A 21922-nucleotide genomic window follows, 5' to 3' on the forward strand; every position below is an offset into this window, starting at 1 on the left:
TCATCACGAAGGTTATAATCATAAGAACATAATAAACTATTTCACTATGGTTACTATTATAATACTCCTCTCCGAGAAAATAAAACAAAAAAGATTTCAAAATTAGGCTTAAAATAAAAATTGAAAAAGCAATAATTATTGACAAATTAAAGTCGCTCCATTTATTCTTTTCTGTAAATTTAGACCTATTCAGTGCTGATATGATTGGATTACTAACTGTGCTAATTATAAAAACAATATAAATCTGGATTATTCCTAAAAATTGAAATAGCGCAAATTCTTCATAACCTATTTTGCTAAGACAAAAAGTTTCAACAATAAACCTAGTAGGTAAAAATATTAACTGACTCAACAATAACGGAAACGAATAGAGAAACACTTTTTTGGTAACAACTGAAGAAAACGATTTGACTTTAAAAGAAAAAAAATTGCTCTTACGATTGACCCAAAGAAGCGAGAAATAATTAAAAGCGTAGTAGATAAATAAGGAAAGAATGCCTCCTATTACACCGTAATAGCTAACTAAGTAAATTTGAATGGGTATTGAAAGAACTCCAGCAATGAAAGCACTTTTCGCGATATTTTTGAACCTTTCTCGACCTGAAAAAAAACCTACACTAATAGTATAAAAACACAAAATATTAATGGTAAGAAAAGTAATTTGACAGAGAAAGAAGAAATCTCAACAATTTCAGAATCTATAAAGCTAAGTAAATACGGAATATTAAATAGGACAATTAAAGCAACTAAACTTAGTATAAAAGATAAAAAAATAAAGATGTGTGTATTTTAATCAATTCACTTTTTACATCTGTCTTGGAACTAAAATAAATAGCAGCAACACTTAATGAAGACCCAGCAATAACTAAACTTAAATTTAGAATATTTCTATAATAGGTTAATTCAGAAAAATCTTCTTTAGATAATAATTTTACCGTTATTAATGTAAAGGCTAATATAGCAAGTCTAGAAACTATCAGTCCGAAAGCATTCCAACTTATGTTCTTAAACAAGTTAGAGACCAAAATTGTTTTCAATTTTAACGCCATCTATCTATTAAATACTCCACAAAAATCCAATATCAACTTATCAGAATCCTTTGGCAATTGTTTAAACTCATCATGAGCAACTAAATAAACTACTATATCAGCTTTCGCGAAAGCGGTTTTATAATCGGTTATTTTGAATACCTTATGATCATTAATGTTAGGTTCTACAATATAGTATTCCTCATCATTTGCATCTTGAAGTACTTTTTGCGCAATATACTTCGCTGGTGACTCTCGTAAATCATCAATATTAGGTTTAAAAGCCAGTCCCATGATGGCAATACTAGGCTTACGACCGTGCTTGAGTTGAAATTGTAACTTTGCGGTTTTCACCTTCTCTGCACACCAGAATGATTTATAATTGTTAATCTCACGGGCCTTCCCTATTATTTGTGATTCCATAGGGAAATCTGCTGTGATAAAATAAGGATCTACCGCTATACAATGTCCTCCTACACCACAACCTGGTTGTAAAATAGTAACTCGTGGATGTTTATTAGCCAGCTCAATCAGTTCCCAAACATTTATTCCCGCTTTATCACAAATGAGAGATAACTCATTTGCAAATGCAATTTGTACATCTCTTGAAGAGTTCTCCACTAGCTTACACATCTCTGCCGTTCTAGCGTTTGTAGGGTGTAAAGCGCCTTTTACATAATTGGAATAAAAAGAAATTGCTTTTTCAGTACTTGCAGCATTGACACCACCTATTACTCTATCATTATGCACTAGTTCATGCATAACGTTACCTGGTAAGACTCTTTCTGGACAGTAGGCTATAAAAAGTTTATCTTTAAGTTCAGGACGGTTTTCATAAATGAAATCCATCATTTTTTCCGTCGTCCCTACTGGAGAAGTAGATTCTATGATATACAAATCACCTTCTTTTAATAACGGAAGCACTGCTCTTGTTGCTGCTTCTACGAACGAAATATCAGGTTCATTTTTATCCTTAAAAGGAGTAGGAACAACGATTAAATAATTATTAGCCTCTACTGGCGTTGTTGCCGCTTGAAGATAGCCTTTATCCACTGCTATAGCAACAGCTTCATCCAAGGAAGGTTCAACTATATGAATTTCACCTCTATTTATGGTATCCACTACTTGTTGATTAATATCAACTCCATGAACATTTACTTCGTTTGAAGCTATCAATGCTGCGGTAGGAAGACCTATATAGCCCAACCCTATCATTACTACTTCTGGTTGCATGTTGTTACTTATGATTTTTAATAAATTCTACAATACGATGACAAGCTTTACCATCACCATATGGATTGTGTAATTTACTCATTTCAGTAAATCGATCTGAATTATTAAGCAAATTTAGTGTTTCAGAAACAATTAAATCTTTGTCAGTACCCACAAGAATAACTGTTCCCGCTTCAACAGCTTCAGGGCGCTCAGTCGTATCCCTCATTACTAAAACTGGCTTTCCTAAACTAGGAGCCTCTTCTTGAACGCCTCCACTATCTGTAATAATTAGTTTAGATCGATTCATAAGCCAAATAAAATCTTCATAAGCAAGTGGATTGATAAGCATAATGTTACTAATACCTGCTAAAATCCGTTTCACTGGTTCTTGTACTTTAGGATTTAAATGAACTGGATAAATAATTAAATGCTCAGGCTTTTCTAATGCGATTTCTTTTAAAGCCTCGCAAATACGGATAAAACCATCACCATGATTCTCTCTACGATGACCGGTAACGAGAAGTACTTCCTTATCACCTATATCATGATTTAGCTTTTTTATGAGATCACTAGGATCATTATTCACCTTATTCACACTCTCAAGCAAGGCATCAATTACCGTATTACCTGTGATCACAATTTGATGGGATGGTATATTTTCTTTAAGTAAATTACTTTCAGATGTTATAGTAGGAGCAAAATGAAAATCTGCAATTCTACCGGTAACCTGTCGATTAATTTCTTCAGGAAAAGGAGACCATTTATTATCTGTTCGCAATCCTGCTTCTACATGACATACTTTGGATTGATTATAAAATGCCGCTATACTTGTTGCCATTGTTGTAGAAGTATCTCCATGTACAAACACGTAATCTGGATTGAAATCTTCTAAAACAGGCTTCATACCTGTTACTATATCTGCTGTCAGCGAATAAAGATTTTGGCCTGGCTTCATTAAGTCCAGATCAAAATCAGGAGTAATGTCAAAAAATTGCAATACCTGATCCAACATTTCCCTATGTTGTGCCGTAACACAAACTTTTGTTTCAAAAGATTCTTTATGTTTCAAAAACTCTTTAACAAGAGGAGCCATTTTTATAGCCTCGGGTCTTGTCCCGAATACAATTAGAACTTTTTTTAGTACTGCCATTTCTAAATCTTTAATTTTTTAAACAAAAGCTGCAAAGATAAATAGATTAAATCATTTTAATGACTGCATTCTCATTTATAATCACCAAATAGTCACCTAATTAAAAGTTCTAAATATGGATATATTACCCTTTTCCTATTTTATAAAACTCAAAGCCAATTTCTCTCATTAATTCATCACTCAATAATCGTCTCCCATCAAACAAGAAAGCTGGCTTTAACATTGAATTATAAATTTTACTCCAGTCATAAGTCACAAATTCATCCCACTCTGTTAATATAGCCACCGCATGTGCATTTTCTACAGCATCGTAAGGTGAATTTGAAACTTCAACCAAATCTCTATTTTCTTCTGTACTTCTTGAACCTAAATAATCCAAATCAGAAAAAATTTGATCTTTTGTCACTTTAGGATCATATATGACTAGCTCTGCCTGTTCACTTAATAAGTAATCAGCCACATAAATTGCAGCAGACTCTCTGGTATCATTGGTGTCCTTCTTAAACGCCCATCCTAATATTGCAATACGCTTACCCGAAACAGTATTAAATAAGGTTTCGACTATTTTCTTAGCAAAACGTCTTTTCTGATAATCATTCATGATAATGACTTGCTCCCAATAATCTGCAACTTCGTTTAAACCATAAGATTTAGATATATATACTAAGTTTAAAATATCCTTTTGAAAACAAGAACCACCAAAGCCTACAGAAGCTTTTAAAAATTTTGAACCAATTCGACTATCAGAGCCGATTGCTCTGGCTACCTCATCCACATCTGCCTCTGTTACCTCACATAATTCTGACAAAGAATTAATACTACTTACTCGCTGCGCTAAAAATGCATTTGCAGTTAGCTTAGATAATTCAGAAGACCAAACATTAGTGGTCAGTATACGATCTTTTGGCACCCAATTAGCATACACATCAACTAATGCTTGTTGTGCTAACCTTCCATTTTCAGTCTCTTCACCACCGATTAGGACCCGATCTGGGTTTAATAAATCAGAAACAGCAGTCCCTTCAGCAAGAAATTCAGGATTAGATAAAATATCAAAATGAACTCCATTACCCGTATTGTCTAATATACGTTTTAAGGCCTCGGCTGTACGAACAGGCAACGTCGATTTTTCAACAATAATTTTATCTGATGTGGCCACAGTAGCTATTTGTCTAGCGCATAATTCTATGTATTTTAAATCTGCTGCCATTCCTTTTCCTACACCATATGTTTTAGTCGGAGTATTAACAGAAATGAATATCATATCTGCATCTTGTATAGCTTGATTTACATTTGTAGAAAAAAACAAATTTCTTCCTCTCGCTTCATTCACTAAAGATGCTAATCCCGGTTCATATATAGGAATGTAATCCGTATCAGGATTATTCCAAGCTTTAATTCGGTTATCATTAATATCCACAACATTAACATTAATATGCGGACATTTTGCAGCAATCATTGTCATTGTAGGTCCTCCTACATATCCTGCACCTATACAACAGATATTCTTAATTTCTTTCAACATTATTTATTTTAAAGTCTTTATAAAGTTTGATCAGCTTTAGTTCCTAAGACACCTTTAACATCATAAACCACAGTATTTTCATGAGATATAACATTTAAATCCATTTCTAAGAACTCATTGTGTGCTACCGCTAAAACAATGGCATCATATTTATCTCCATTTAAATTAATTAAATTTCTAATCCCATATTCATATTCCACAATATCTGGATTAGCTAAAGGATCATAGACCGTAGCATTTATGCTAAAATCAATAAGATTATTGTAGATATCAATCACTTTAGTATTACGCACATCAGGACAATTTTCTTTAAAAGTAAATCCTAAGATCAAGACCTTAGAATCTTTTAATATAATATCTTCAGAAATCATCAATTTCACTACTTGTGAAGCAACATAACTTCCCATACTATCATTGACACGCCTTCCGGCAAGTATAATTTCTGGATGATACCCAACAGCTTGCGCCTTTTGAGCTAAATAATATGGATCAACACCTATACAATGACCTCCTACTAAACCAGGAGTGAACGGCAAAAAATTCCATTTAGTTCTTGCAGCCGCTAACACATCATTAGTACTAATATTAAGTCTATTAAATATTTTAGCTAGTTCATTTACAAATGCTATATTAATATCTCTTTGAGAATTCTCTATAACTTTTGCTGCTTCAGCAACCTTAATAGAGGGCGCCATATGTGTTCCAGCAGTGATTACGCTCTTATACAAATTATCTACGTAAAGAGCTGCTTGAGAATTACTGCCTGAGGTCACCTTGAGTATTTTTTCGATAGTGTGTAATTTATCTCCGGGATTAATACGCTCTGGTGAATAACCTAAATAAAAATCCTCATTAAAAACAAGATTACTGACCTCTTCTAATATTGGCGCACATTCTTCTTCGGTAACTCCTGGATAGACAGTTGATTCATAAATCACAAAATCTCCTTTTTTAAGATACTTCCCTATTGTTTTACTGGCTTTCAATAAAGGAGCTAACATAGGTTTATTATGTTCATCTATGGGTGTTGGAACAGTGACTATATAAATATTAGAATCTAAAATATCATTCTCTAAAGAGGTGCAATAAAGTCCTCTACTAGCATCATTCGAATCTTTAAGAACCCTAGTTAACTCATCATTTGTTAACTCTAATGTACTATCGATTCCATTATTAATTTCATTAACTCTTGATGAATTGATATCAAAACCTATAACATTATATTTTGTAGCAAATAATCTAGCTAATGGTAAGCCCACGTAACCCAGACCTATAATAGTTATTTTTTTTTTCATTAAATTGATGACACTGATTTATCATGCTTTTGCGAAAGCGAAATTAACAATTATAAATGAGACCAATACCATTGTACAGCTTCATCTAATCCATCTTTTAAATTGAATTCAGGCTGATAATTTAAAATCTGCTTTGCTTTCTCAATTGTGGCTAGAGAATGTGGTACATCGCCTTCTCGTACCGAACCATAGATCACGTCAACATCCAAAATAGATTTATCATATCTAGACAAAGACTTTTTCAATAATTCAACTAACGTTTTAAGATTTGTACGTTCACCATAGGCTACATTAAATACAGAATTTACTGCTAGAGGATGATTAGTAAGCATAGCTTTTTCATTTGCTTGAATGACATTATCTATATAAGTAAAATCCCTAGAATAAGATCCATCACCATTAATTGTAGGTGATTGTTTATTCATTAATTGTTTTGTGAACAATGGTATAACAGCTGCATAAGCTCCATTAGGGTCTTGTTTACGACCAAACACATTGAAATATCTTAAACCTATCGTATCTAAACCGTAAGTCTTATAAAAAACATCAGCATATAATTCATTCACATATTTTGTAATCGCATAAGGTGACAATGGCTTCCCTATATGTTCTTCAACTTTAGGTATTGCTTTTGAGTCACCGTAAGTAGAGGAGCTCGCAGCATAAACCATTTTTTTAACTCCTGCCTCCTTACAGGCAACTAACATATTTAAAAAACCACCTACATTGACTTCATTTGAGGTAATAGGATCATTAATAGATCTAGGCACACTTCCCAACGCAGCTTGATGTAAAACGTAATCTCTATCAAAAACAGCTTTATGACAAATATTAATTTCACGAATATCACCCTTTAAAAAACTGAAGTTGGGTCTCAGCAAAAGGTTATTAATATTATCAAGAGAACCTGTTGCTAAGTTATCAAGACCTAAAACATCATGCCCTTTACTAACAAAATATTCACAAAGATTACTACCGATAAATCCAGCAGCACCAGTAATTAAAATTTTTAAAGACATAATTAAATAATACAATTTGAGGTCAAAGAAGACAAATGTAATAAGAAACCATAGATACATATGTATTTATAATTTATACACACATTTAAAATAAAAGTAAAACTTTTCATAAAAAGGTTAGGTTTAGTGTAATAATTATATATTTGCAGGTTGAAAGCAAGAATAAATCTTATGAAAAAATTATTACATTATCATTTGCTTTGTGTGGCCTGATAGGTTTTGCACAAACTGATACGGAAGAAGTAAAATCTGATTACAACAAATGGTCTATCGACGTGGGCGCTGGTGTAACTAAACCAGTACGTCCGGTTAGCTCTGGAGCATTTACTAACACTCCATCTCTATTCCAGGCAGATCTCGGCGTTAGATATATGGTCAACGATAAATTTGGTTTTAATGCAGATTTTGGTTACAACAATTTTTCTAGTGATGAGAATAGTCGTGATTTTGACTCTAGATACTATAGAGTAACCCTAGAAGGAGTAGTGAATGCAGGTCACATAGTAGGTTTACATAAATTACATGACAGACTAGGTCTTCTTTTGCATGGTGGTATGGGTGTTTCTAATTTAAAAGGAACTGATCCTGTTGAAACTGGTGACGACTGGATGTTGAATTTCCAAGCTGGTATTACGCCTCAAATCAGATTAAGCAATAGTGTAGCTTTATTTGGAGATTTATCTGTTTTAGGTCATGTAAGACAAGACATCACATTTGATGGTTTAAGTAGAGGTACTACTAGAGGATTTGATGGTATGTTAGTTAATGCTTCTGTAGGTTTGAATATCTATTTAGGTAATGGTGACGTTCACTCTGACTGGTACACTTATGATGTACAAGAGAAAATTGACAATCTTACTGCTGATGTTGAAAAAATGGCTACAGATTATGCTGACGATGACAAAGATGGTGTGCCAAACTACATTGATAGAGACAATACAACTGAAAGCGGTGTACGTGTTGATAATAAAGGTAGAGCAATTGACTTAAACAACAACAGTATTCCAGATGATATGGAAAGTGCTCTTGATGGTCGCTATGCTTCTAAAGCTGATTTAGCTAACATGAAGCCAGGTACTAGCGGAATGTCTGATAAAGGTATTATCAAGAAATTGATCAATGAAGGTTATGTAAACGTATACTTCCAGTTCAATAGTACTAAGCCTGCTCTTTATTCTCTAAGTGCTATCAATACTTTAGTAACTTACATGAAAGATAATCCAAGTGCTACTGCAACTTTAACAGGTTATGCAGATGAGTTAGGAAGTCCTGCTTACAATAAAAACTTATCTGAGCGTCGTGCTAAGATGGTACATGATGTACTTGTAGCTTCTGGAATCGATGCTTCTAGATTATCTCACAACGGTAATGGTGAAGACGCTTCTGTTGATAAGAATTCTTCTGAAGCTAGACAATTAGTAAGAAGAGTTACTTTCAGAGTTAACTAATTCTAACCATATTATTATTAAAAGGGTCGCAATTTGCGACCCTTTTTTTATGCCTGCATTTTAGATCTTAATACTTTGAAATAAGTGCAACTTATAAACCTATTACTGATCGTAGAACCTAATTTGTATTGTCACCTTACAGAACAGAACTCCAGTAGTTATACTTCTGATCCTATCATCGTTTTGGTAAACTGAAAATTTCTATTGGGTCATTATAGTATGATAATAATGAAGTTGTATAGCCTAGAATATGTATGGAGATATTAAAATTATTGCCTTAAGATTGTTGGTTGTCGTATTCTCTATAATGGCTAATGGCTAGTCAAATACATAAAAAAAAGCGGCTTGCAGCCGCTTTTTTTAATTCATTATAGAAATAAGCAAATTTGTCTATTTATATTGCTCAACTCCTTCTTTTAACCATTTTTCATATTCATCTACATCTGGAGTGTAGCCTATTTGCTCTACTCCTTTAAGGTCATTACCGTTCTCATCTACCAGTGCATAGTAAGGCTGTGCATTCACTTGATATCTACTAATCTGCAAATCACTCCATTTGTTTCCTACACTACGTATACGTTTCTGAGTAAATTCAGAGGTATACTGCTCTTCTTTTGGTAGCGCCTTTTTTTCATCAACATATAATGACACCAAAACTACATCATTTTTAAGAATGTTTAAGATTTGAGGCTCTGCCCATACTCTTTCTTCCATTTTACGACAATTAACACAAGCCCATCCCGTAAAATCTATTAATACGGGCTTATTAACCTCTTTTGCATAAGCTAGTCCTTCTTCATAATCATCGAACGCGATGATATCATGTACGGCAAAATGTGCATGCTCTGGCAATTCTATCGCAGCAGTAACTCCACCAGATTTTTTATATCCTACTCCATATGGCGATTCACTATACGTTGATGGTGGCGGGAATCCACTAATCAATTTTAAAGGCGCGCCCCAGATTCCAGGTAATAGATATAACGAAAAAACTAAGGAGCATAATCCTAATAACATACGACCTACAGAAATGTTTTGATCAGGTCCGTCGTGAGGTAATTTAATTTTACCAAATAAATAAAGTGCTAGCGCTCCAAATACAGCTACCCAGATTGCAATGAAAATTTCTCTTTCTATCCAGTGCCATTGCATCACTAAGTCTGCATTAGATAGGAATTTAAAAGCAAATGCTAATTCTAAGAAGCCTAAAAACACTTTAACCGTATTTAACCATCCACCTGACTTAGGCAGCGAATTCATCCAACTAGGGAAAATAGCGAATAAGGCAAACGGTATTCCCAACCCAAAACCAAACCCAGCCATTCCAGCCGTTAATGCAGTCGCTCCACCATCAGTAGAGAGCACACTACCTAGCACCGCTCCTATTACTGGTCCCGTACAAGAAAAAGAAACTAAAACAAGTGTTAGTGCCATAAAAAAGACACCTATTAATCCACCTACGTTTGATGCCTTATCTACTTTATTTATTAATGAATTAGGCATGGTGATTTCAAACGCACCAAAAAAGCTTATCGCAAAAATGATAAATACCACAAAGAAGAAGATGTTCAACCATGGGTTTGTACTAAACTCATTGAAAATATCAGGCGATACGGATTCAAACAAGTGGAAAGGAAGACTGAATAATACGTAAATTAATAAGATAAAGACACCATAAAGTACACCTTGTAATCTACCACCAGCTTGTTTTGTAAAGAATGATACCGTCATAGGTATCATAGGAAAAACGCAAGGTGTTGCTAAGGTTAATATACCTGCGACAAGACATCCAAAGAAAATAGTCCATAGACTCTTATTTTCCTCTTCGTCATCTTCATCATCTTCATCACTATCTACATCCTTCTTCTCGTGCTTATCTCCTTTTTTTTTTATAGTACTAGCCTTTGGTCCATCTGCTTTTATAGGTTCTGCACCTGCATCATAATATGCATTAATAACATCATCAGGGACCACACTTACACTATTATCTAACTTAAAAATTAAAGACTCTGGTGATGGTGGTAGACATTGCGTATCATCACATACCATAAAGTAAGCTTCTACAGCGATATATTCTGTTTCAGGATTTGTTAATCTAATTTTTTGCTCAAAACGTGCATAATTAGCAAATTGATATACATCCATTCCCCATATCTCGACATACTCAGCATAAGTACCCGTTTCTTTATTAATACCTACTAATTCAAAATCTTCAGTGCCAAAAAAGTTAAACTCTGTAGCCACAGGACCTTCATCTTTTTCACCTTTGGCCTGAGAATATACATGCCATCCAGGCTCAATATTAGCTTCTGTGATTAGAAGGTATTCTGTATCTGAAATCTTTTCGACGCTTGTAGTCCAGTCCGTTGGGTCTTCAACTTGGGCTGTAAGCTGTAGACTGATTAGAGCTGTTAAAGCTATAAAGAGCTTTCTCATATAATATAAGTTAATTTTAATAATCTGTTAGTTGAAGAAGTTACTTTACCATGTCTACTAGAACGTATTCCTACAACCCATAGTATTTCATCTTCCCATGTCAATACTACTATTTTTTCTTTAGCTATGAAAGAAACTTTGCTATCAGTTAGCACATCACTTACTAATTTACTACCCTTCATGCCCAAGGGCTTAATGCGATCACCTTTTCCCCAATTGCGCAGTCTTAATGGATAATTTACCATGTCAGCATCTAGATATAGAATATTTTTATCGCTATTTTGAGTTACAATATCTAAGGCATCGTCGACTACAAATTCTTCTATTTCCATACTTGAACCATAAAAATGATAGGTTTCATTATTATGATCAATAGATTGATTAATAGATACTAAAGATGTCTTTTTTTCAATAAAAACGGCTTCTCTATCCTTAAATAAGACATACTCATCTGTCACCATTCTTTTACCTGACTGTCCATCAACAACATTCATAACATCAATCATGTTATGAAATCCATAAGCTTTTACTACTTCATATAAATACGCTTGAGGATTAGTAAAGTTTTTGATCTGACTTACATTGATCTTTATTCCTGTAGGCGTGTTTTTAATCACGCTTTCGCGAAAGCGTAAAACAGCATCATCTACCATATCTTGAGATCCTTTTAAGTATTCTAAAGATTGTGCAAAATGTGTTTTTAATTGTGGTAGAACGTCATGCAATAATGGCAAAATTTGATTCCGTAATTGATTACGTTGATATTTATTACTACTGTTACTAGAATCTTCTCGCCATGCGAGCTGAGTATCAATAGCATAATTCTTAATCTGTTCTCTAGAGAAAGGTAATAAAGGTCTTATCACGCGGCCGTTCATTTGTGGAATGCCTTGCAAACCTTTTAAACCGGCACCACGATTGAGATTAATAAAAAAAGTTTCCATCTGGTCATCTAAATGATGTGCGGTGAGTAAGTAATGATAGTTATGATCTTTACATAAAACATCAAAAAAATCGTATCTCAATTCTCGAGCTGCCATTTGAGTAGAAATACCTCGTTTACTAGCATAATCTAGTGTATCAAATTGAGCCACATGACAATCAATTTTTAAACTGTCTGCTAGTTGTCTGACAAATTGTTCATCTTGATCACTTTCTGAGCTTCTAAGATTAAAGTTGCAGTGTGCTAATGCAATGCTATATCCTGTATCAAATAATAATTGTGTCAGCACCACACTGTCCAGACCACCACTTATAGCTATAAGTATACGTTTTTCTTTAAGCTTAGAAAAATGACGTTGTAGATGTTCTTGAAAAGCTGTGAGCATATCACAAATTTAATCAAAAGTAATTCCTTGATGGCTTAAAACCTCAATCATTGCCTTTGCTTTTAAAAGGCATTCTTGATATTCTTTTTCTGGCTGGGCAGCTGCTGTAATGGCACTACCTACACTAAAAGAAAGATACTTATTTTCAGTATTATATAATATACTGCGTATGACTACATTAAAGTCAAAATCTCCATCGGGTTTAATGTATCCTATAGCACCGCTATAAAGGCCTCTTTTAAATGATTCATTGTTCTCAATAATTTTCATGGCGCTTATCTTAGGCGCGCCAGTCATACTTCCCATAGGAAATGTAGCTTTTAAAATATCTATGAAGCTAAGGTCAGGTTTCACAGTAGCAGTGATCGTACTAATCATTTGATGAACCTGTTTAAAACTATAGATACCATATAGCTCATTAACTATCACACTGCCTTTTTGAGCGATTCTAGATAAATCATTACGTACTAAATCGACTATCATCACATTCTCAGATCTTTCTTTGGGATCATTAAAGAGTTTGCTTTTTAAAGTCTCATCTTCTATGAGGTGTAAAGAACGTTTTGCCGTTCCCTTAATGGGTTGAGAAATCAGTTGTGAGCCTTGCTTTTTCAAATAACGTTCTGGACTCGCACTCATTACGTGAAATGAATTTAAACGAGCATAGACCGCAAATGGTGGTTCACTTATTTCATTCAATTCTTTAAATGCTTTCAAACTATCTAGAGAAACATTTTCGGCATAGAACTCTGTACAAAAATTTGCCTCATATATATCTCCACGATGTATATGATCTAGAAATTTTTGAGCTTTATTTAAATAAACCGATTTAGAATCTTGGGCCAGTAATTTACCAGATCGCACTACTGTATTAGGTACCTGAATCTGATGAGCTATAATTTCATTCAATAATTTTTTAACATCTAATTCACTAGCGTGATAACTATGAATTAACAAACAATCTATTGCTATTTCAAAAATGACTTCAGGCACATAAAAATACAAATCTGGAAACTGTGCCCCATCTGTATTTTCACTTTTTAGATCTTCTAAATCATTTTTTAAATCATAACCTAGATAGCCAAATATCCAATCTTGGTATTCATTATGAAATTCTTCTAGTTTAGAGAATGCACCATTATATGTAGTAGACAAAGAGTCTATACAACCTACCGCTAATAAGGATTTATAGGTATCGTGCCCGGTACCACCATGATTACTTTCTAGGAACGTGAGGTATTTATCTTTACGATAAAAACTCAACAATTGATTTTTTATCGTTGTTACCTCGTCTAACTTATAGCGATATGTTGCCCGCGTTTTTCTCACGCGGTAAAAATAACTGGAAGTTATCTATGATACCACAATATTGACATCAATCTGTTAAAAAGAATAAACTAGTCTACCTTTGATGAAAAACGGTGTTCCTGGTGTAAAATGAATTTCTTCAACAGATGCTGTTTCGTTTTGTAATCTAGTTTCAGTTGCAAATTGCGTTTCATTCCATTCCACATCAAAAAGATTTTCTATTGTAAAACCTACATTTAAACGCTCGCTAAAATCGTAGTTTAAATTAAGCTCATTTACAAAATAACCTTGAGCAATGATGCTGTTATCCTCATTTGCAGCACGATCTGCGATGTAACGGTATCTTAATGAAGCATTCCAGCCTTTATAGTTTTTAAGACTTAAACCACCTGTACTGGTCCATTCTGGAGCTAATGGGATATAATCTTCACCTGAAGGTTCTTCAATGGCTCTAGCATGCGCATAATTAAGGTTTGAGTCTAGAAATAGGTAGTCTGTAAGTTGATAATTTAAACCTAAATCAAAGCCGTAACGTTCAGTCTTCCCACTGGGCTCTATAATCCCGGCGTCTCCTACATAAACAAATTCTTGTTCTAAATACAGGTACCATAACGCCGTATTAATAACTAGGCGATCAGAAGGTTTAAATACAGTCCCTAAATCAGATCCGTATGACTTAGGTAAAATTTCATCAGCTTCGTCTTGCAATACCACTCTTGTATCATTACTATGCAAGCCTATACCATTTTTAAGATAAAACTGCCAATTACTGTTAACCTGATAAGCAAAATTTAATTTAGGTAATAATGCCGTTGCATTTTGCGATAGTGTATCAAAGTTGTCGTCTAACCCATCGCGATATATAAACTTAAAATGCTCTAATCTTAATCCGGCATCTATATTTAAATTACCAGTCGTAAATTCTAAACCAGTCCATAAAGAAGAATTAGTCTCATTAATATCACCTAATTGTATTTGCTCTAAAGTTCTTCTTCTATTTAATGTTCTTGCTAGTGAACTTCCATCCGTTCTATCATTACGTAAACTAATACCACTATACCAGTTAAGCTTTTGATTTCCTATAAGGTACTCTTTATTATAGATCGCATTAATCCCTATCATATCTCTACTTTCTTGCTGTTTAATTTGATCTCCATTGATAGGATCTTCTAAGAAAAATGTAAAATTAGAAAACAATTCAAAGTCATAATGTGTATAATATGCCTGCGCTTTAAGTTGCTCTCTATCACTTAAATTAAAATTATAAGTGATATTTAAATTAGTCCTTGAAGTACTTCCTCCTTCTGTATCGTCTATAGCACCAAATCGTCCTATCGATCCATTATCCACTGCACGTTGTGGAATCTGGCCACTAGCATCCCATTCACTTGTGAAGTGAGATGCTGTTAGACTTAATTCATTTCCAGTTTCTGTTCTATGATTAAGTTTTGAAAAAATATTAAATCGATCAAAGTTTTGCGGACTATCAAATGGTCCGTCAAAGGTGATATACTCACTAGCCACATAAGCACTTGTGTTTGCATTATCTACTACATTGAACATCGTCAATAGTCTTTGATAGTTAAAATCTCCTATTTCAGTTTGTACGATGTTACGTTGTAAGAACTCTTTAGTATTTAAGTTTACATGACCAGCAGTTGCAAAATTACCTTTACTTGCATCATAACTTCCTTTACCATAATCTACAGAATTAATTGTTTCTGGAATTACAAAATGTAAATCTGCATATCCTTGTCCATGGGCATGTGATACCATGTTAACGGGCATACCATCCACTCCTATAGCGACATCAGTACCGTGATCGATATCAAAACCTCTTAGAAATAATTGTTCTGCTTTTCCTCCACCGGCATGTTGGCCTATAAATAAACCTGGTACCGTTTGTAAAATCTCTTGTGAAGAGTTTACTGGGTTGACTTGTAGATCTAGTAATGCCAGTGAATTAAATACATCCACATCATTACTAATTACAATAGCATCTAAATCAACTGAAGTGCTTTCCATAACAATTTGTAGTACTAGGTCTAGATCTTTGATGACTACTTCCTTAGACTCATAACCTACATGAGTTAATAACAGGATTTGATTAACATCAACATTTTCAATGCTGAAAAACCCTTGACTATTAGTGTGTGTATGATTTTCTGTTCCTTTTTGAAGAATATATAAATCTTTAATAGGACGTCCATTCTCGTCTGTCACATAACCTGTAATGGTGTGAGCAAAAGTGGTCAAACTGGTTAAAAATAATAAAACAACTAGAAGTGAATGAGTTAAAGAATTAATTTGCATGTATAAAGAATGGTTATTAGTTCATCCAATTACGAAAAAACCTTTCACGACAGTTTTAAAAATTATGTTAAAAAAAAGGCCGATTCAATTTATGAATCGGCCTTCTACAATATTTTTTATAATTAATTATACATGTAATGCTCTATCTGCCGTTGCGGCTAGTGCCGCTTCTTTTACAGCTTCGGCATATGTAGGATGCGCATGAGACATACGTGCAATATCTTCAGCACTTGCACGGAACTCCATCGCCGTTACAGCTTCTGCAATTAAGTCTGCTACACGGGCACCTATCATATGTACACCTAGTACCTCATCTGTCTTCTCGTCTGCTATAATTTTAATCATTCCATCAATATCTCCACTAGCTCTTGCTCTACCTAAAGCCCTGATAGGGAACTGACCTACTTTAATAGCTGTACCTGCTTCTTTTAATTCTTCTTCTGTTTTCCCTACACTAGCGACTTCTGGCCAGGTATAAATAACATTAGGAATTAAATTATAGTCTATATGCGGTTTCTGTCCTGCGATCGTTTCTGCAACAAAGACACCTTCTTCTTCTGCCTTGTGTGCTAGCATTGCTCCTTTAACCACATCTCCTATTGCATAAATATTAGATACGTTAGTCTGCAAGTGCTCATTAGTTTCCACCTGTCCACGCTCGTTAATTTTAACACCAGCGGCAGTGGCATTTAACTTATCAGTATAAGGTCTTCTACCTACAGATACAAGACAATAATCGCCAGTAAATGTAACTTCTTCGCCTTTTTTATTTTTTGCAGTAACGGTAACCTCATCTCCATTGCGCTCTACTTTATTAACGGCATGTGATAAATGGAATTTGATTTTCTGCTTTTTTAGAACTTTCATCAACTCTTTGGATAACATTTTATCCATTCCTGGTGTGATACGATCCATGTACTCGATAACAGTTACCTCTGCACCTAGTCTGCGATATACCTGTCCTAACTCTAGCCCTATAACTCCACCACCTATAACGATCATGTGCTTAGGGATTTCTTTAAGAGTGAGCGCTTCTGTAGAGGTAATTACTCTTTCCTTATCTATGGTTATAAACGGTAAGCTACCTGGTTTAGAACCTGTGGCGATAATTGTGTTTTTTGCTTCTATGGTTTGACTACCATCTGCACCGTCAATATTAATATGAGTCGCATCTTTAAAAGATCCCATCCCAGTATATACGTCTATGTTATTTTTCTTCATTAGAAAAGCAACACCATCACAAGTTTGATCCACTACTTGCTTTTTACGAGCAATCATTTTCTCAAAGTTGATTTTAATCTCTCCTGGAATTTCAATTCCATGATCTTCAAAATGCTTCATCGCATCATCATAGTGATGAGATGAATCAAGTAAAGCTTTTGAAGGAATACAACCTACGTTAAGACAGGTTCCTCCTAGTGTATTATATTTTTCAATAATTGCAGTTTTCATACCTAGTTGCGCGCAACGTATTGCTGCCACATATCCTCCAGGTCCTGATCCTATTATTGCTACATCGTATGTACTCATAATGAGAATTTAATGGTTTCAATTAAGATTCAAAGATAAGAAAGGCTGGATGGATAGTGTTTAATTTTGAGTATTAATTAGGGTACTTATTTGTACGCTTTCGCGAAAGCGTATATACAAAATCATTTATTTTACCTTCAATTTGTAACAATACACATCGATCAGTTACTTATACTATAACCTAATCAATAAACGTGAGTCAACAACTCGAATCAGAATTTATAAAACAGCTGGAAGAAAACCAGAATATAGTCCATAAGATTTGTAGACTGTATACCAATGATCAAGATGCACATAATGATCTTTTTCAAGAGGTAACCATACAGTTATGGAAGGCTTATCCAAAATTTAGAGGAGATGCAAAATTCTCTACATGGATGTATCGTGTAGCTCTTAATACAGCTATAACACTTTATCGTAAGTCTACTAGACGTGTCAAAACTACAGACTATGACAATGTACAGTTTAAAATAACTGATTTACAAGAAGATGATGAAACAGCAGAGCAGTTGACTCTTTTATATGGAGCTGTTAAACAGCTTAACGATATTGAAAAGGCACTCGTTTTTCTATACCTCGAGGATAAAAATTATAAAGAAATATCAGAGACACTTGGAATTAGTGAAGTGAATGCAAGAGTGAAAATGAACCGAGTGAAAACAAAATTAACTAACATTATAAATCCATAAACGATGGATCAATTAGATATACTTAAACAAAAATGGAATGCTCAAAATAAAGAGTACCCACAGGTCAGTGCTGATAATATCAAAAAAATGCTGGCTCAAAAATCTACCAGTATTGTAAAATGGTTATTAATAATTGCCATTATCGAGTTTGCGGTAATGTCTAGTATTAATTTCTTTTATTCATTTTTAGGCAGTCCAGATGAATTTACCAGAGAACTGATGAATTCTAATTTTATGTTGATATCGTGGATTGTCCATATTATAGCAATCATTTACTTTATCTATTTATTCTATAAGAATTATAAGAACATATCTGCCACACAACCTACACGTAGTTTGATGAAAAATATTATCAAAACTAGAAAAACCATGAAATGGTATATCTGGTATAATATTATAGGAGGATTTATTTCGGGAATGATTACAACGGTATACATGCTTAATAATCACCCATTAATTAATGAATTGATGGAAAGCGGTAAAATGGACGGACATGAAACCATGTTCTATGTTGTAACCTTCTTAATACTTACTGTTATATATATTATATTTTTAGGATTTATATACCTGATCTACATGCTTATCTATGGGATTTTACTCAAGCGTTTAAAGAATAACTATGAAGAGTTAAAACGTATGGAAGTATAAAATTGAATAGAATAAATAGATAGCCTATATCTTTCTTAAAATTATATTAGCATTACTATAGAATTGAAGTACAGTACTCATATCATTAATATTAGAGTACCTATGGTTGTACAACATCCTATTAAAAGCGATGAACAATATATCTGGCATAGAATTAACACCAGTTTGATATCCATAAAAAAAAGCCTGTTTCTTAAAAGAAACAGGCTTTTTTATTAGGATATTTTAATCTATTAGAACTTGTATCCTACTGAAAAGTGAGCTACACGAGTACGCTCATCATTTGAAAAGTCTACGTTATCAAATAAGTCTGTAACACCATGTGCATAAGTCGCTTTTATAAAAAGACCATTTTCAAAATCATATCCTAAACCTGCAGTTGCAGCAAATGAACTGTTTACCTTTCCTTCTATATCAACTCGATCTCCATCTTCTACAAAAGATTGTTTTGCATTCATCAAAAATCCTACTTGAGGACCTATGTGTAAACTGAAGTTATCAAATACATAGTACTTAAAATGTACTGGAACATTTATAAATCTTAAGTATACGGTACTGGTCGTATTGTTATTTTCAAAGTTCTCACCTTCTTCTGAAAAATAAGCCGCAGCCTCAAAAGACCATTTATCACTTTGTGGAAACTCTGCAATCGCACCTATGTGATATCCTGATCTATAATCATCCCATCCACCACCGGGATTGTTACCGACAGTAGATGCATTATATCCACCTATAATACCATATGAAAAATCTTGTGCTTGTGCTGCTGTGGTCACGAGAAAAAGTGCGACTAAAGAAATGTAAAATGACTTCATTGTTAAGTTTTTGGTTTGTTCAAAGATATAATAAATATGTAAAAACAATAATAGACAAATAAAACTTAGCTTATATACTTCCACAAACCTTTTTTGGACTGTAAAAATTGAAGTACTTTTTTAATACTTTCATGTTCTGGCAAAGCTAGTGTTGCGTCTTTTTGCAGTAATTCAATGGCTGTATTTCTGGCAACGGCTAGAATGTCATTATCCTTTACAATGTCGGCAACTCTTAAAGCTAAAACACCACTTTGCCTAGTCCCCATCATATCTCCAGGACCACGTAGTTTTAAATCTACCTCAGCAATTTCAAAACCATCTGTAGTAGCGACCATAGTTTCTATACGGGTTTTAGCTTCTGTACTGAGTTTATAACTAGTTATAAGTATACAGAAACTTTGGTCTGCACCACGTCCTACTCTACCGCGCAATTGATGCAATTGTGACAGTCCAAAACGCTCTGCACTTTCGATGACCATAACACTAGCATTGGGCACATTAACGCCTACTTCTATTACTGTAGTAGCTACCATGATTTGAGTCTCGCCCTTGACAAAACGTTCCATTTCATAATCCTTATCTTCTGGCTTCATACGGCCGTGGACAATACTGACTTGATATTGTGGTGCTGGAAATTCCCTGACCACACTTTCATATCCATCCATTAAATCTTTATAATCCAATGTTTCAGATTCTTCTATTAAAGGATAAACCATATAGACCTGACGACCTTTAGAAATCTCTTCTTTTAAAAACGAAAAGACACCTAGTCTATTCTTATCATATCTATGAACCGTTTTAATCTCTTTTCTACCTGGTGGTAATTCATCAATAACAGATATATCTAGATCACCATAAAGGCTCATTGCGAGTGTCCTAGGAATAGGTGTTGCAGTCATCACTAATACATGCGGTGGCAAATCATTTTTCTTCCACAACTTTGCTCTTTGAGCAACACCAAACCTGTGTTGTTCATCTACTATGGCAACTCCTAGATTTTTAAACCTTACTTTATCTTCAATTAAAGCATGTGTACCTATTAAAATGTTTAAAGTTCCATCTTCTAGATCTGAATGGATTATACGACGTGCTTTAGTTTTAACTGAACCTGTAAGTAAGGAAACTTTAAGACCTGTATTTTCTAATAATTCAGAAACCCCTTGATAATGTTGTTGTGCAAGTATCTCAGTAGGCGCCATAATACATGCTTGATATCCATTATCTATAGCGAGTAAACAAGTTAAAACCGCAACAATTGTTTTACCAGACCCTACATCTCCTTGCAACAATCGATTCATATGGGCACCAGTTCCCATATCTGCCCGTATTTCTTTGACAACTCTTTTTTGAGCACCTGTTAACTCAAATGGTAAATGATTGGAGTAAAAGTCGTTAAAATATTTCCCTACCTTTTCAAATGAGTATCCTTTTATGCGAGTTTTTCTAATCCTATTTTGCAAGAGCAACTCCATTTGTATAAAAAACAACTCTTCAAACTTCAATCTATAAATAGACTGTTGCAATAACGCAGCACTTTTGGGGAAATGTGCATTATACATGGCGGTATTTTTATCTACTAATTGATGTTGAGACCTGATCTGGTCTGAGAGTGTTTCGGTAAACGAATGTTGAACTTCACTAAAAAGTTGCTGCATCATGCGCACCATCATCTTATTAGTCACATTACGTTTAGTTAGTTGTTCTGTAGATGGATATATGGGCGTCATCGCACTTTGCTGGCGTGATCGATGATCTTTTAATAATTCAACATCGGGATGAGCGACATTATATTTTGATCCATATTTAGATACCTTACCATAAATCACATAGGGCACATTTAATTTCAAATTGTCTTTAAAATACTTTTGACCTTTAAACCAGACCAGCTCCATACTGCCAGTTCCATCTATAAAGGTAGCCACTAACCTACTGCTACGTCCATCACCCATCGTTTTAATATGAGTGACCTTGCCTATTATTTGGACATGGGCACTATCTGGGACCAGTTCATTAATTTTATAATATTTAGTCTTGTCTATATAACGATTAGGAAACAGATTTGCTAAATCGCCATATGTAGATATGCCCAACTCTGCTTTCAACAATTTAGCACGAGCAGGTCCTACTCCATTTAGATAATCTATAGGTGTATGTAGAAAATTAGTAGGCAAGCAA

The 21922-nt window shown here is 34.1% G+C and carries 15 protein-coding genes; 3 read left to right on the top strand and 12 right to left on the bottom strand.

Annotated elements, in window-relative coordinates:
* Positions 1-1049 precede the first annotated feature (1049 nt).
* From wecC to BST92_RS14540, 5 genes are all read right to left on the bottom strand, one after another.
* Positions 1050-2261, bottom strand: a complete 1212-nt coding sequence (wecC, locus tag BST92_RS14520) for a UDP-N-acetyl-D-mannosamine dehydrogenase (RefSeq protein WP_105072112.1) — start codon at positions 2259-2261, stop codon at positions 1050-1052.
* Between the two features lie 4 nt (positions 2262-2265).
* Positions 2266-3393 (bottom strand): non-hydrolyzing UDP-N-acetylglucosamine 2-epimerase, encoded by a 1128-nt coding sequence (wecB, locus tag BST92_RS14525; protein ID WP_105072113.1) that lies wholly within the window; start codon positions 3391-3393, stop codon positions 2266-2268.
* A gap of 124 nt (positions 3394-3517) precedes the next feature.
* A complete protein-coding gene (locus BST92_RS14530) occupies positions 3518-4918 on the bottom strand; it encodes a UDP-glucose 6-dehydrogenase (protein WP_105072114.1) in 1401 nt (466 codons plus the stop codon).
* Between the two features lie 17 nt (positions 4919-4935).
* Entirely contained in the window at positions 4936-6213 is a 1278-nt protein-coding gene (locus BST92_RS14535; protein WP_105072115.1) for a nucleotide sugar dehydrogenase, read from the bottom strand.
* Between the two features lie 50 nt (positions 6214-6263).
* Positions 6264-7232: an SDR family oxidoreductase gene (locus tag BST92_RS14540; protein ID WP_105072116.1), complete on the bottom strand. Its 969-nt coding sequence runs from the start codon at positions 7230-7232 to the stop codon at positions 6264-6266.
* A 143-nt stretch (positions 7233-7375) separates the two neighbouring features.
* On the opposite strand from BST92_RS14540, the gene BST92_RS14545 reads away from it, so the two are divergent.
* Positions 7376-8680: an OmpA family protein gene (locus BST92_RS14545; RefSeq protein WP_245910962.1), complete on the top strand. Its 1305-nt coding sequence runs from the start codon at positions 7376-7378 to the stop codon at positions 8678-8680.
* 390 nt (positions 8681-9070) lie between these two features.
* On the opposite strand, the gene BST92_RS14550 is transcribed toward BST92_RS14545, so the two are convergent.
* The 5 genes from BST92_RS14550 to lpdA all read right to left on the bottom strand — a co-directional run bounded on the left by BST92_RS14550 (position 9071) and on the right by lpdA (position 17595).
* Entirely contained in the window at positions 9071-11116 is a 2046-nt protein-coding gene (locus BST92_RS14550) for a protein-disulfide reductase DsbD family protein (protein ID WP_105072117.1), read from the bottom strand.
* Entirely contained in the window at positions 11113-12444 is a 1332-nt protein-coding gene (gene tilS / locus BST92_RS14555; protein WP_105072118.1) for a tRNA lysidine(34) synthetase TilS, read from the bottom strand. Before tilS ends, BST92_RS14550 begins: the two co-directional genes overlap by 4 nt.
* Positions 12445-12453: 9 nt before the next feature.
* Positions 12454-13773, bottom strand: coding sequence for an anthranilate synthase component I family protein (locus tag BST92_RS14560; protein WP_105072119.1), 1320 nt, complete (start codon positions 13771-13773; stop codon positions 12454-12456).
* 54 nt (positions 13774-13827) lie between these two features.
* Complete coding sequence (locus BST92_RS14565; RefSeq protein ID WP_105072120.1) at positions 13828-16065, bottom strand: TonB-dependent receptor; 2238 nt, start codon at positions 16063-16065, stop codon at positions 13828-13830.
* Positions 16066-16191: 126 nt separating this feature from the next.
* Positions 16192-17595, bottom strand: coding sequence for a dihydrolipoyl dehydrogenase (lpdA, locus tag BST92_RS14570; RefSeq protein WP_105072121.1), 1404 nt, complete (start codon positions 17593-17595; stop codon positions 16192-16194).
* Between the two features lie 194 nt (positions 17596-17789).
* Between lpdA and BST92_RS14575 the strand changes: the two genes are divergently transcribed.
* Positions 17790-18284 carry an RNA polymerase sigma factor gene (locus tag BST92_RS14575; RefSeq protein WP_042289292.1) on the top strand — a complete coding sequence of 165 codons (495 nt, stop codon included), beginning with the start codon at positions 17790-17792 and terminating at the stop codon, positions 18282-18284.
* Between the two features lie 3 nt (positions 18285-18287).
* Entirely contained in the window at positions 18288-18932 is a 645-nt protein-coding gene (locus tag BST92_RS14580; protein ID WP_105072122.1) for a hypothetical protein, read from the top strand.
* Between the two features lie 233 nt (positions 18933-19165).
* On the opposite strand, the gene BST92_RS14585 is transcribed toward BST92_RS14580, so the two are convergent.
* Both BST92_RS14585 and recG read right to left on the bottom strand, forming a co-directional pair.
* On the bottom strand, positions 19166-19747 hold the full coding sequence (locus BST92_RS14585) for a porin family protein (RefSeq protein WP_105072123.1): 582 nt from the start codon (positions 19745-19747) through the stop codon (positions 19166-19168).
* Positions 19748-19812: 65 nt separating this feature from the next.
* Positions 19813-21918, bottom strand: coding sequence for an ATP-dependent DNA helicase RecG (gene recG, locus BST92_RS14590; protein ID WP_105072124.1), 2106 nt, complete (start codon positions 21916-21918; stop codon positions 19813-19815).
* Between the last annotated feature and the right edge of the window lie 4 nt (positions 21919-21922).

It is taken from the genome of Nonlabens arenilitoris, from assembly GCF_002954765.1.
Taxonomy (GTDB): Bacteria; Bacteroidota; Bacteroidia; order Flavobacteriales; family Flavobacteriaceae; genus Nonlabens; species Nonlabens arenilitoris.

What these genes read in the sequence shown, in the direction of transcription:
- wecC (WP_105072112.1), bottom strand. Translation starts at nt 2,261, where the DNA reads ATGCAACCAGAAGTAGTAATGATAGGGTTGGGCTATATAGGTCTTCCT.
- wecB (WP_105072113.1), bottom strand. Translation starts at nt 3,393, where the DNA reads ATGGCAGTACTAAAAAAAGTTCTAATTGTATTCGGGACAAGACCCGAG.
- BST92_RS14530 (WP_105072114.1), bottom strand. Translation starts at nt 4,918, where the DNA reads ATGTTGAAAGAAATTAAGAATATCTGTTGTATAGGTGCAGGATATGTA.
- BST92_RS14535 (WP_105072115.1), bottom strand. Translation starts at nt 6,213, where the DNA reads ATGAAAAAAAAAATAACTATTATAGGTCTGGGTTACGTGGGCTTACCA.
- BST92_RS14540 (WP_105072116.1), bottom strand. Translation starts at nt 7,232, where the DNA reads ATGTCTTTAAAAATTTTAATTACTGGTGCTGCTGGATTTATCGGTAGT.
- BST92_RS14550 (WP_105072117.1), bottom strand. Translation starts at nt 11,116, where the DNA reads ATGAGAAAGCTCTTTATAGCTTTAACAGCTCTAATCAGTCTACAGCTT.
- tilS (WP_105072118.1), bottom strand. Translation starts at nt 12,444, where the DNA reads ATGCTCACAGCTTTTCAAGAACATCTACAACGTCATTTTTCTAAGCTT.
- BST92_RS14565 (WP_105072120.1), bottom strand. Translation starts at nt 16,065, where the DNA reads ATGCAAATTAATTCTTTAACTCATTCACTTCTAGTTGTTTTATTATTT.
- lpdA (WP_105072121.1), bottom strand. Translation starts at nt 17,595, where the DNA reads ATGAGTACATACGATGTAGCAATAATAGGATCAGGACCTGGAGGATAT.
- BST92_RS14580 (WP_105072122.1), top strand. Translation starts at nt 18,288, where the DNA reads ATGGATCAATTAGATATACTTAAACAAAAATGGAATGCTCAAAATAAA.
- BST92_RS14585 (WP_105072123.1), bottom strand. Translation starts at nt 19,747, where the DNA reads ATGAAGTCATTTTACATTTCTTTAGTCGCACTTTTTCTCGTGACCACA.